This is a genomic window from Bacteroides ovatus, assembly GCF_001314995.1.
GTDB lineage: Bacteria > Bacteroidota > Bacteroidia > Bacteroidales > Bacteroidaceae > Bacteroides > Bacteroides ovatus.
On sequence record NZ_CP012938.1, the window covers coordinates 3118886 to 3132588 of the forward strand.

Genomic DNA, 13703 nt, shown 5'->3' on the forward strand with positions numbered 1-13703 from the left:
TATTTAAAGTTTAACAAAAAGACTTTATTTTTTATCCTTAAACAACCCCATTTCCTTTATTATAAAAGGAAACACCTATTAAAACTGCTTTAAAAATTATACCTATTTTGAAACAACCTTAAAAAAATATATCCATTCCTTCTTAAAATTATATCTATTCCTTGTGATGATTGTATTATCCTTATTTTCATTCAGGGTTTAAACAAATCAGTTATTTCATTTGGGTGACAATACAAAAGTATGATAAATTCGACCAACTATGTCGCAAAACAAAACATGCTTCCATACATATCGAACATCCAGATACAAGCAGGATACATAAATCGGTAAACATCAAACATACCCGCCAATAAAACGAATCAAACCGGTTCCAAAAGGAGAAAACTCAATTGTTTAAGCCTACCAATGAGTCTCTATTTTATATGCATTAAGATATAAACCTGCATTTTTCTCCATGGTGGGACGATTTAGCTTTTCTATCTTTCCTACTTAATCTGTATCTATAATTTAATTCCGCCAACGGATACAGAATCGTATATTACAACCTTAGTTGCTGACGAGTAGGGCAACCATGCAAGCTCAATCCTATGTGAAAATTCATTAGCTGTTCAAGGTCGTAAACAGGACGTTCATAATCGCTGGGGAAAGGCAAATGATGAAATGTTTGAAAGTAAAGCAAACAGGCATCCTTCCACCATTGGGCATCGTGCGTTTGTATTTTCAACTTATGCTGCACATGCTCAAACCGTTCTTTATCCACATAGGGTTGCAGAGCATCCCATCGTTTTTGAAATCCTCGTGCCTGTTCCAGTCCCGTTTGATAACGATGACATAACTCGTGCCACAGTGTGCGGCCGCTATGTAACTTTTCATTCCATCCTACCCGATGAAACCAAAGCAGATACTCGTCAGGACAAGTGGCACGGTTCTCCCACATATCAAACAAGGGTGAAGCATATTGTGCGGTACCCCCACTACCAGTAGCTACTGTTCGGTCAAAACCAATGCCAAGAGAGTCGGATCTATGATAGTAAAGAGGTGACCAATCGGCTCGCATTCCCTTCTCGGTATACCAAGGAGCCGGACCATAATGGTGCACTTCGGCAAAAATATGATGCAAGCCGATAGGCATCATATAATTGACCAATGCTTCGCGCGTATCAAGCATAAGCTGAGAGGCCGATTTCACAAAATCAGTATTGTCCGTAAAGGTTTGCTTTAACCATTCCTTGGCTATTTCTTCCGAAGTGAGTTGTTCGTTCCAAGCCAATCGGCCAAACGCATACCAGTTAGCCTGTGCAAAATGGTGTCCACACCAATTGATGTCATCACCGATATTCGCTACACCGGCAATGGCCGATAAGCCATGCAGCCTTTGGGCTGTAATGCCTGCCACGGTAGGTTTAACAGAACTATCCGATTGTCTACAATAAGTATTTGCATCCAAACATTCTTTCCACAAAGGGGCTTGATAAAACAGATGATTAGAAGCACCTAAATACTCTTGCGTGATTTGAAATTCCACCATCTGTTGTGTATGAGGCATACGACCAAAAAGTGGATTGAATGGTTCGCGAGGCTGAAAATCGACAGGTCCATTCTTGATTTGCAGAATCACATTATCGCGAAACCGGCCATCCAACGATTCAAATTCCAATAAAGCCTGCATAGCCCTGTCTTCACTGGCAGCTTTATAAACAAAGGAGCGCCACATCACAATGCCACCATAGGGACGCAGCGCATCGGCCAACATATTGGCTCCATCCACATGGGTACGACCATAATCGCAGGGACCAGGCTTTCCTTCACTATTGGCTTTCACCAAAAAGCCTCCAAAATCGGGCACTAATTGGTAGATTTCTTTCGCCTTATCCTGCCACCAGGCTATCACCTTCTCATCCATAGGGTCGGCTGTAGGTAGTTTACCTAACTCTTTGGGCGAGGCAAAATTTACACAAAGATAAACCTTCACCCCATAAGGGCGAAAGATGTCGGCCAGAATTTTCACCTTCTGAAGATAGGCAGTAGCCAGCATTTCGGGCGAAGCGTTTACGTTATTCAGCACCGAGGCGTTGATACCTACCGAGGCGCATGCCCGTGCATATTGCTCATACCGAGGCGAAATAGTTTGAGGCATCTCCTCCCATTTCCACAGAGAATTTCCTGCATATCCACGCTCAATAGTTCCATTCAAATTGTCCCAATGGTTAAGTACACGCAAGGCATAAGTGGGCTTTTCCACCTTATTTATACATTCAACAGGTTCACCACAAGCCTTATGGCGCAACAAATCGTAAGTGGCATATAGCAAGCCCTGTGTGGAAGCTGAAGTCAACAACGCTTTTCCATCGGCATCTGTATAGATTGAGTACTCCTCATCAACAGCTGGGGGCTTCGCCTTTGAACTTTTTCTTTTTACCAGTTTGTACTCTATACGTTGACTCCATCCGCCCTCTTGTAACTCGCGCATCGCAATCTTCATGGTGGGATGATTTTTATCAACCCCTTTACATACTACATCCATCTCCAATGGCTCGCACTGATTGGCGGATGGAGTCCGCAACCATAATTTACTACCATCTTCTGCTTGCAAGAGGGGGAAGTCCATGAGGCAGAAGAGACATAAAACTAAAAATTTCTTTTTAACCATACTTAGACTTACTTAATTGTTTAACGATAGGTAAACGACACGGCATTTTGCTGATTCGAACAGGGAACTACCGACAAATTATATTGGTTTCCGTTCAAGCCCCATTCATCTTTATCCTTATTCCAGCGTTTCAACTGTTCTTCCTGAATACAGAATTTTACAGTTTTTGCTTGTCCCGGTTTCAATGACACACGCTGATAACCTACGAGTTTTTGCTTGAGTCCCTGTTTCTGCCAAGTTGGCGATGATAAATAACATTGTACCACCTCTTCGCCTGCATATTTACCAGTATTTCTGATTTCGGCAGACACTTCTACCTTGTCGCCTTGCTGTAGTTTACGATGTTTCATCTTTGGCTTACCATATTGATAGTTTGTGTAGCTCAAGCCGAATCCAAAGGGAAAAAGTTCTTTGCCTTTGAAATATTGATAACTGCGTCCATGGGTGATGTCATAATCATCGAGCGCCGGCAGTTCCGACTCGTCGGCACAAAAGGTTACGGCAGTCTTACCGCTGGGATTGGTCTTGCCCAAGAGGATATTGCTAATGGCTTGGGCTTCACCCTGACCAGCTATCCATACATTGAGTAAAGCAGCGGGCCCCTCAATAATATCTTTCAGCGCTAAAGTAGAACCGCCTCCTAAGAGAAGGATTGTTTTAGGATTGGCAGCACACACCTCTTTTATCAATTCGATATGCGCATCGCTCAAGTTCAAATTCTTACGGTCGCGACCTTCGGAAGAATTATCATCGCGCACAAAAAGAATAGCCACATCCGAACGTTTGGCAAGTTTGGCAGGCGTGTCATCCGTACCTTTGAAAGGAGGCGTCCACGTCAGACGAATGGGCATTTGGGTGTTCAGCTCCTCACAATCCACTTTCAGTTTATATTCCTCACCCTCTTTCAAGACAACCTCACACGAAGTCTTGAACCGATGCCCGTTATATTTACTCAACATCTGTTTGCCATTGATGAACAATTTACCACGCCCCGAAGCCTCCAAATAAAACATGTATCTTCCAGATTGTGGTGCCTTGAGCGTAGATGTCCAGCTAGCAGCACGCACTTCCTTTTGTTTCAAAGCGGCATCCTCAGCAAGCTTAAAGTCGAGCGTAAGATCCTGGCGTGTCAATGCCGCCTCTTTCCCCACCTTAGTACCTTCATAATAGCGAGCCGTAAAACCTAAAATACCATCGTAAGCTTGGTCAGCCGTTTGTGTCAACAGGTGGGATGGAATCAACACTTCTTGAGATCGCTCCCCCATCCAAGTAAGATTGGCCAGCCTGCCCGCATCGTGTGTGAAAGCTTCAAGCAATGTACGATTATATTCAGGCATACCGCTGTAATCACCATAGTAAACAGACTTAAAGGCATCACCTATCAAAGCAATATTCAATTTTCGCTTGGACGCATCCGGTTTCAGCGGCAATACCCCTTCATTCTTCAGCAGAATCATAGATTTCTCCGCCGCTTCGAGTGCGAGTTGCTGGTGACGCTCACATTCTACCACGCTGTATGGCGTATTTTTATAAGGATTGCCTTGGTCAGTACCTTTATCCAATCCGAGTCGAGCGCGCAAGTCGAGCACGCGTGCAACTGCTACATTTAAGTCGTGTTCCGTAATGAGTCCTTTATGATAGGCTTTCTTCAGTCCGGGACGATATTCATCTCTCAACGACATATCGCAACCAGCCCTCAATGCCAAGGCGGCTCCCTCTTCCAGATTAGGTACATATTTATGATGTGTATAAAGTTTGTCAATAGCCGAACCGTCAGAGATAACCACCCCTTCAAAGCCCCACTCCTTACGCAATACATCAGTAAGCAGCATGGAGTTGGCACAGCAAGGTATACCGTTCAAGGCATTATAGGCTCCCATGATAGATTTAACATATCCGCGCACCACCGCATCCCTGAATGCTGGGAAATAATACTCGCGCAATGACACTTCATCAACGATAGCCGAACCACCCAACCGGCGATTCTCCTCATTGTTGGCCACAAAGTGTTTAGCTGTAGCTACGGTTTTTAAATAGTAGGGATCATCACCCTGCATACCTTTAATAAATGAGACACCCATATCCGATGTAAGCAGCGGGTCTTCACTGAAACATTCAGTAGTACGCCCCCAACGCGGATCGCGCGCAATGTTAAGAGTAGGAGAAAAGAAGGTAAGTCCATAATGGCGATCGCTATAGCCATGTTCACGCACGTCTTGATGATGCTTGGCGCGCGCCTCATCACCTATTGCTATGCCAATGCGATGAATCAACTCCGCATCCCATGTAGAGCCCATGCCGATAGGCTTGGGAAACACCGTGGCCTTACCGGCACGAGCTACTCCATGTAAACACTCGCTCCACCAATCATACTTAGCCAATCCCTCTTGCGGAACTCCGGGGTATCTGGCACAAAGCAAATCAATTTTTTGTTCGACCGATAAACTTTGTAGTTTCTGTTGCACACCCTCCCGATGTGGTTGCGCCCACAAAGGTAGTGTGAGACACCCTACAGACAGTACAACCATTTTTTTGAAGAAATTTCTCATAATATTACTTTTGTTATTGATGTTTCTTTCAATGACAAAAGTAGCGCTTAGCCGGCAGAATAGCAGTGAAGCATCAAACAACCAACACTACAGAAAACACACCGCCGTAAACATAGGATACAAAAAAATGGAATTATAATACATCACTTGAGAAAACAATCCCTCCAAAAAGAATCTACATCCACATAGCCTCCCAACGACTTTGTGGCATAATTGAAGATAGCGAATTTGCTGCCCATAAACATTTTGGTATGATCAAACTTCATTTTGCAAGGGCAGCCTATCCGCTTCCACGTTTTGTTGTCGTAGCTATAGTAGAAAGTCGCTTCATCCTTTCCTTTCGTGAAGTCACCGTCGATACGCAGATAGACCACATCGTTCAAGCATTCCACACGTTCTTTCTCTTCCGTCTTCACTTCCGTCACCCGTTTGTCCTTATCTGCTAGGCTGACCGACTGAAACGACATCACCAATGACTTCTTTCCCGCTTTCTTCTCCACAGCAAGCACACCCGACAATCCGTTGAAAGCGCTGAATCCCGCCACATCGCCATCCGCCATTTTCGATACATCCATCGCCACCACTCCACTACACCGGGGACCGCTCATACGCTGAGTCAGAGTATTGGGCGCCAAAAACAGGTTTTCCACTACCCTCCCCGTTTTCAGTCGCATGAATCCCGGACGTTCGGTCAACGACCAACAATCATCCATCGGATTATGGTTCCACTGCCAATAGAGCGACAAATTGGAGGCGGAAAAATCATCACTTCCCATGATTCCTCCTTTGCAAGCATCGGGATAAGTGGTCAGAGTCATTTTCTCAGGCACACGACCGTCGGCATCGCCCAGCATAGGCCAGCCATCCTCCCAACGGCAAGGCATCAGCGTGGGCACACGTCCTATGCCGCCCCGGTCTTGAAAGATGAAGCCATACCAGTCGCCTTGCGGAGAATCCACGATGCAACCCTGCCCTACACCACCATAGCCTTGGAATTCCGTTTCAAGAATCACCTTCTTTTCGTAAGGCCCGGTTATCCGGTCGGCACGGTAGCACACTTCACGACGAAGCCGCCCCGGTATGCCCCAATCCATAGAAATCATCATCAGATAATACTTTCCGTTATATTTAAAAGCCTGGCTTCCTTCGAGCAATCCCTGTTCATCGGCATCACGTTCAAATATCTTCATATCTATACCTCCCGGTGCCACATCACTGAGGTCGCTCTTAAGCTGACGCAACTGCCCGGTTCCGTAAAACAGATAAACTTTCCCGTCATCGTCAAAAAACAAGGAAGCATCATGATGGTGGGGCGGACGCGAAACCAGCTTCCACTCTCCCGCCGGATCCTTGGTTGTATAAATGTAGCCACGATGTGGTTCGTCATTAGGTGAGAACCATACATAGAACTGTCCCTTATGATAGCGGATGCTCGAAGCCCACTGACCACGCCCATACACAGTTCCCTCTTTCAGGTCATAACGAGGCAAGTCGGTCAACTTCTGAAACACATAACTAATGGTTTCCCAATGCACCAAATCCTTGGAACGCATCACCGGGCAACCGGGCATCAGATGCATAGTAGTACTAACCAAGTAATAATAGTCGCCCACACGAATCATCGAAGGGTCGGGCACATCGGCATTAATCACCGGATTGCTAAAAATTTCCCGTTGCTGCGCCACTGTTCCTAAAGAAACGGACATCAGACCTAATAATAATATTGTTTTCTTGAAGTTCATGGATCTGTATGTCTTTAAAGTTAATATTTCAGGTTGTCATGCATCTGTAGTGCCAGTTCAGGAGCATAGTCCCTCTCAAATAGGTAGTGTCCGCCTGCTTCGGTTGTCACATCGTATTCATATACCTTATATAATACGGGAAGCTGGAGTGCTCTCAGTTTATTCGATTTCAAAGGAGCAGGCACTTCGGCAGGCGCATAAAGCATATTGGGACAAGCGCCTTCTGCAGGTTTCAGTCCCTCGCCCTTCAGAGGCACACAGCTACGTATGCGAAGCACACCGCCTATGCGTGAGCAAATCTCGGCGCGAAACAATTGTGCCCCACTCCATTCCATATCCACGACAAAACCACCTCGTGCCACCAATCCGCTGATTCTTCCTTCCCGCCACTCCTTGGGCAAAGCAGGCAGCAGATGCACGGCTCCATCGTGGCTCTGAAGCAACATTTCCGACACTCCGGCTGTATAACCGAAGTTTCCGTCTATCTGGAAAGGCGGATGCGCATCGAACAGGTTCGGATACGTACGGCCATCGGGATGTTCCTTCTGCTTTCCATCGCCTGGAAGAAGCCGGAGCATATTCCGTATGATGCGATAAGCGTGGTTACCATCAAGCATACGCGCCCAGAAATTAATCTTCCAACCTATACTCCAGCCTGTGGCCTGATCGCCACGCTGGAGCAGCGTGTTCTTGGCGGCAGCAAAAAGTGTGGGCTGCAAATGCGGAGAAATCTGGTTGGAAGGATAAAGCCCGTAGAGATGGGAAATGTGGCGATGCTCGTTCTTGGGGTCATCGGCATCGACCATCCATTCCTGTATCTGGTTGTATTTGCCAATCTGCATCGGCGGCAGTTGGGTACAAGTGGCTTGCAGGGAGTCTTGGTAAGCGGTCGGTTCTCCAAGAATGGTAGCAGCCAGACGTGTGTTGTTAAGGATGTCGAAAGCAATCTGGTTGTCCATGGTGCAACCGGCAGTCAGGGTAGAGGCTGTGTATCCATGCTCGGGGCTGACGCTCGGCACAGTAACCAGCCAACCATACTTGGGGTGTTTCACCAAGTGGCTCATCATGAAGTCGGCCGCGCCTTTCATCACCGGATAGTACTTACGCAAGAACGCTTGGTCGCCCGTATAGAGGTAGTGCTGCCAGAGATGTTGGCAAAGCCATGCGCCGCCGTTGGGCCACATCCCCCAGGTTGCGCCATCGACTGGACCGGCAATACGCCAAAGGTCGGTGTTGTGGTGAGCCACCCAACCCTTGGCACCATAAAGAGTGCGGGCCGTCTCGTGCCCGGTGACACTGAGGTCTTCGAGCATGGAGAAGAGAGGTTCATGGCATTCGGAGAGGTTGGTTACCTCAGCCGGCCAATAGTTCATTTCGGTATTGATGTTGATGGTGTACTTGCTGTCCCAAGGTGCGTGAAGGCTACGGCACCAGATACCTTGCAGATTAGCAGGCTGACCACCTGGCTGCGAGGAGCAGATGAGCAGGTAGCGTCCGTACTGGTAGAGCAAGGCCATCAGGTTGCGATCATCGACACGGTTGAAGTCGGCCACGCGCTGATTAGTGGGAGCCAATGAAGCGATGGTAGCAGGCAAATCGAGCTTCACACGATTGAACTGGGTCTGATAGGCTTTTGAATGTGCTTCGAGTGCCTTGGGATAAGGCTGCTTTAAAGCGGTTTTCAAATAAGCGGCGGCGCGGCGGGAAGCATTTCCGCTCACATCCTTGTAGTTGACAAAGTTGGTGGCTGCCGAGAGGTAAACGGTGGCAGTAGTGGCTCCTTGCACACCAAGGCGGTCGGGCTGATTCACCTGTTTGCCATCGTGAACCACCTGCACCTGCCATTCGCCTTTGATGGCCGAAGCAACGCCTTCCTGCTCCATGCCGATGCATTGCATGGTCAGCTTATTGCCCCTCACCTTGACTACGGGATGGAGGAGAGCAGACCCATCAGCCTCTTTCGGGGTGTCGTAACCCAAACTGAACAGCAAAGCCCCCTTGCGGTTGGCTTCGAGACGGACAATAATGACCTGGTCGGTCATTGACGAGAAGGCGGTACGGGTATAAGTCACGCCGTCCACCTCGTAACAGGTGGTGGCAGTGGCATCTTCGATGTCAAGTTCACGATAATAGTTGGTAGCCTTCTCGTGGCCCGGCTGTAAAATGAGCAAGCTGCCCATGTTGAGGTAGCTCATGCCGTGAGGTCCCGAAAAGAAATTCGGATTGATCAGTTTCTGCGCCTCCATAGTCTTATCCTCGAAGATGAGACGACGTGCCTCGTCAAGCACAGTTTTGGCTTTCGGGCTGTTGTTGTGATGGGGTCCGCCTGCCCAGAAGGTTTCTTCGTTAATCTGCAATTCTTCACGTCCGGCACCGCCATAGACCATGGCGCCAAGGCGTGAATTGCCGATAGGCAAAGCCTCCTCCCAATGTTGCGCGGGACGGTTGTACCAAAGTTTCAGACGAGTGACGTCGTACTTGTTGACCAAAGGCTTGACACCTTGCAGCTTCAACGCTGTTTCGGCAAAGCGCGAACCCATCATGCGGTAGCCTTGTGCAGTGTAGTGAAGAAAGTCTTTTGCCGCCGGACAATAATCCGACTTCACCACATGAGCCGTCGGAATCACTTCGGGCAGACGGTTGATGAGAAGATTGTGGGAAGCACAAATGCCGCGTTCGGTGCGGTTGACCACTTCACCGACAATCAAAGGGACATCCACGGCCTTCAGACCGAGGTCGGCAAGTATATGACCATAGACTTCTTTCACCTGTCCGAGCCAACGGGGATCACCCGAATTCGACTCGCCTTGGAGCATCAGGACGCCTTTGATGACACCCTCTTTCTGCGCCTTGCGTGCCAAGGCAATAAGTCGTCCATAGGGGTCGTTGTCGTATTCGGTAGCCATCTTCTTCAACCAATCGGGTTGCGAAGCGATATGTCCCTTACAGTTTGCCTTGTCGAATATCTCGATGCGGCAGCCACCGATGGCGACATTGATGACACCCACACGCACCTGCTTGGGCAGGTTGTCCACCATCATGCGACCAAAGTAATCGCAAGGGGTCAAGCCCGTATAGGGGCGGCAGAGCGGAGGAGTCGCCGTGCGCCACTCGCCCATCTTCCAGCCTTTTTCGGCATTGTCAACCGCGTTCATCACCATAAAGCGGGGATTGACTCCATGCTGGTCGATTTCCTCCACCTTGGCACTGCCTTCCATATTGCTCTGCCCGAAAGCCAGATAGATGTGGAAGTCTTTGTCCTGTGCGTTCACCATACCGGTGAACACTAAGAACGAAAAGAGAAAAGGAATAAAATGTTTCATGTTGTCTGATGTTTATCCTATTTATTTACGAAAGTTAGAGGTCGATAGTCATTTCTCGAACTCCCACCAATCCAGCAGGAAGAGGTTCTTCTTCTGTTGTTTGCAACCACGGAAAACGAGGTAGAGGTCGTGTACGCCACTCACCTTTTCCACCTTTGTTTCAAACGTCTGGTAAGCGGTCTTCGTATTGTCAATGCTGAGCCTGCCAATCAACTGTCCTTCTTCGTTATCGAGGCGAATCTCAATCTCGCCGCCATAGAGGTGGCAAGATGCCGATGCTTTGAACGTTGAAGCACCTTCGACAAAATCGACACTGCGCAGACGGATGTATTCACCGTCATCGATGTTGCGCACAAAGAGGCTGTTGTGCCGGCTGCAAGGGTTGTTGTTACCTGTTTTCAGACCGAAGCCCCAAGCCATGGTTTCCGCTTCCACACGACAATAGGGATTGAAGTTCGCCACCGGACGTAGGGTACATTCGTGAAAGTAGGGAAGTTCCTGAATGGTGCCATCGGCATTGTAGGTTATCTCGGCAAGAGAAATGGAGCGTCGTTCGGCGTGCAGGTCGGTTTCCAGCCGGTAGAGGTCATAATTCTGACCGAAGCAATAAGAACGGCCTTTGTAGTCGATGATGCCGGGATGGTTACCCCGAGTGCGTTCCGTATGACCCATGATGTGACCTTTGTACTCCCACGGCCCGGTCGGGTTCTTGCTCATGGCATAGCCTATCCCTTCGGGACAACAGGTGGAAGCAAACGCCAAGTAGTAGTAATCGCCACGGCGATAGAACCACGGGCCCTCCTGGTAGTCCTCGATAGGCGGCATCTTCACGATGTCGCCCGAATAAGAGACCATGTCTTCGTTGAGTTTCACCATATAAAGGTTGGGATTGCCCCAATACATATAAGCCTGTCCGTCGTTGTCCACATACACCGTGGGGTCGATGTCGTCCCAATGTTCGCGCTGCCACACCAACGGCTTGCCGATGGGGTCTTTGTAGGGTCCCATGGGCGAATCTGCCACCAGCACACCGATGCCATGACCATGAATGGGACAATACATATACCATTTGCCGTTACGGTGAACCACTTGGATGGCCCATGCCCCGTTGTTGCCTTGGTACCATTCAAAGTCACGGAGCGAGGCCACGACTCCACGGTCCTGCCAGTTCACCATGTCGGTCGAAATATAAAGCAGCCAGTTCTTCATCAGGAAGCCTTGGGCATTGTCCTTATCGTGTGAAGTGAAAAGATAAACAGTATCGTTGACTACCACCGGGGCCGGGTCGGCGGTATAGCTGGTCTGGATAATCGGCATATTAATTTCCGCCTTTGCTTGATAAGCATAGTTGTCCGAAGTCTGGGTTGGGTTTCCGCAAGCGGTGCAGATGCCCATCAACAAGGCAGCTTTCATTGTATGTTTCATAAGGAGTTATAAGTTATCAATTATTCAAACTGCTAATCACCAGCCCGCCATTGCAAGGGATTTCAATCTTCATCTCTTGCTTTTTGTTGACTTTAAGTTCTTTCAGCGAACCGTTTAGTAAGGTGTCATCGCTATAGAGCCGCACCTTGCTGCCAGCTTCAAACATAGGCAACCGGAGATTCAGCTTCAAAGTTTCCTTTTGGGCATTGATTCCTACCACAAACCATTGGTCTGCATGGCGACGTGCCAGGATGACGTACTTGCCGGGATAACCATCGATGAACTTTACGTCATCCCAAGTGGTAGGCACTTGCTTCATGAAGTCGATTGCCCAAGCAGGCGCATCCGTCAGGTTATTGGGTGCCAAGGCAAAGTGCTGCACGGCACTCTGGAAGAGTACCGCCGTGGCAAGAGCAAAGACATCACTCGTACGGCGGTAGTTACCGCGGTCGTTACCAGCACTCCATCGCTTGTTGAGCGTACTGCCGCCAAAGTCCATGCTGCCCACCGTGTTGCGCACAAAGGGATGGATGCAAGCGTTGAAAGCCTCCGCATCACAGGCACCCTGCCCGAAGTGGAGGTTCTCGCTCGCCAGCACCGCCTCGCTCGCCACATAACTGGGGTACATACGCTCCCAGCCTCTGGGAAGCGTACATCCATGGAAGATGACCAGCAATCCCATAGAAGCGGCATCGGTGAGGATGCCTTCATAAAGCCTCATCATGTCCTGCTTGTCGCCGCCGAAAAAGTCCACCTTGATACCGCGGATGCCGATACGCTTCATCCATGCCATCTCGGCAAGGCGGCTTCCTTCACCAGTATGCATGAAGGGCGACTGGGGAGCATCGTTCCATACACCGTTGGAGTTGTACCACAGATAAATGCCTACGCCCTGCTTCTTGCCGTAGGCGGCAAGTTCAGCCATTTTTTCGCGGCCAATCCGTTTGTCCCACCAGGCATCAATCAGCACCGACTCATACCCCATGTCGGCTGCAAAGTCGATATACCGTTTCTGTTCGTCAAAATTACAGCTGGAGTCCATTCCGATAATCCAACTCCACGTGCCCCGTCCATATAGATATTTGTCGTACCCGTTCCATGACGGCAACGGCTTGGGCTCCACAACATCGAACGGGATGGTTGTTTCTACAATCGGTGCCAGCGATTCACCCACGGTGATGGTGCGCCAAGGCGTGCAAGTGGGCAGGCGCATGGCAGCGGTTGCCGTGCCTGTACCGTTCTGTTCCCCTTGCTGGGGGAAGCCGATGGAGTAGATGCCTTGTCCGTTGCCCATCAACCGGCAACCCACATAGTTCCCGTCCGTACCAGTTTCGGAAAGCAGCATCCAGCCCTTGCTACCCTGCTTGAAGAGACAGGGGAAAGTGTATCCTTCGCCCCATCCGTTCTTCCCCATCGGTTCGTCAAGCGTATAGCTCGTTTCATAGCTAGGGGAAGTGCGGGCAAAGCCGCCCATTGGTTTCGCCTGCGGGCAAAGGAAAGTCGTGGTGCCACCGGGTATGGCGAAAGCGGTCGCCTCGCCTTCCACAACCCCTACCACCGTTTTGCCCTGTGGGTATATGCGGTAGCAGAAAGCGATGTTGTTGTTACTCACCTCGAAGTTGATGTCCATCACATGCACTTTGCCCTCCTTACCCTCTCGGTTCTTCCGTTGCTGGTAGAAGGCAAAATCGCGACGGTTGGCACGATAGGCGACTACCGATTTCTTGATGTTGCGCAGTGTGTAGTCCCTTGCTACTGCCTCCGCTTCCCCAGCTTTCCAAAAGCTGATGTTGCGGGTGAAGTCTCCCAGATTGGTACGCAAGCCCAAGGGAGAATCCTTGAGGAAACACTGCCCTTTGTAGTATACATTATATATAGGTGTTCCTCCACCATTCAAGTCAATGTTGACAACCAGTTGCCCGTCCGGGCTGATAATTTGCTGCGGCTGCGCCCAGAGGAGAGCGGGCAGACAGAATAAAATACCGATTAAGAAATGTTTCATTATGAGTTATGA

At 49.1% G+C, this 13703-nt stretch carries 6 protein-coding genes; all 6 read right to left on the reverse strand.

Translation table 11 applies throughout. The features are described from left to right. Nucleotides 1-538 precede the first annotated feature (538 nt). Entirely contained in the window at nucleotides 539-2650 is a 2112-nt protein-coding gene (locus Bovatus_RS12355) for an alpha-glucuronidase (RefSeq protein ID WP_004297732.1), read from the reverse strand. Nucleotides 2651-2670: 20 nt separating this feature from the next. Beyond that, on the reverse strand, nucleotides 2671-5199 hold the full coding sequence (locus tag Bovatus_RS12360) for a beta-glucosidase (RefSeq protein WP_004297730.1): 2529 nt from the start codon (nucleotides 5197-5199) through the stop codon (nucleotides 2671-2673). A 143-nt stretch (nucleotides 5200-5342) separates the two neighbouring features. After that, complete coding sequence (locus tag Bovatus_RS12365; RefSeq protein WP_004297728.1) at nucleotides 5343-6941, reverse strand: glycoside hydrolase family 43 protein; 1599 nt, start codon at nucleotides 6939-6941, stop codon at nucleotides 5343-5345. A 20-nt stretch (nucleotides 6942-6961) separates the two neighbouring features. Further along, nucleotides 6962-10264, reverse strand: coding sequence for a glycosyl hydrolase family 95 catalytic domain-containing protein (locus Bovatus_RS12370; RefSeq protein WP_004297727.1), 3303 nt, complete (start codon nucleotides 10262-10264; stop codon nucleotides 6962-6964). Between the two features lie 48 nt (nucleotides 10265-10312). Continuing rightward, on the reverse strand, nucleotides 10313-11689 hold the full coding sequence (locus Bovatus_RS12375; RefSeq protein WP_004297725.1) for a glycoside hydrolase family 43 protein: 1377 nt from the start codon (nucleotides 11687-11689) through the stop codon (nucleotides 10313-10315). A 16-nt stretch (nucleotides 11690-11705) separates the two neighbouring features. Further along, a complete protein-coding gene (locus Bovatus_RS12380; RefSeq protein WP_004297724.1) occupies nucleotides 11706-13691 on the reverse strand; it encodes a glycoside hydrolase family 97 protein in 1986 nt (661 codons plus the stop codon). Nucleotides 13692-13703 lie beyond the last annotated feature (12 nt).

Coding starts and splice junctions, on each gene's coding strand:
- Bovatus_RS12360 (WP_004297730.1), bottom strand. CDS start 5,199: ATGAGAAATTTCTTCAAAAAAATGGTTGTACTGTCTGTAGGGTGTCTC.
- Bovatus_RS12355 (WP_004297732.1), bottom strand. CDS start 2,650: ATGGTTAAAAAGAAATTTTTAGTTTTATGTCTCTTCTGCCTCATGGAC.
- Bovatus_RS12380 (WP_004297724.1), bottom strand. CDS start 13,691: ATGAAACATTTCTTAATCGGTATTTTATTCTGTCTGCCCGCTCTCCTC.
- Bovatus_RS12375 (WP_004297725.1), bottom strand. CDS start 11,689: ATGAAACATACAATGAAAGCTGCCTTGTTGATGGGCATCTGCACCGCT.
- Bovatus_RS12365 (WP_004297728.1), bottom strand. CDS start 6,941: ATGAACTTCAAGAAAACAATATTATTATTAGGTCTGATGTCCGTTTCT.
- Bovatus_RS12370 (WP_004297727.1), bottom strand. CDS start 10,264: ATGAAACATTTTATTCCTTTTCTCTTTTCGTTCTTAGTGTTCACCGGT.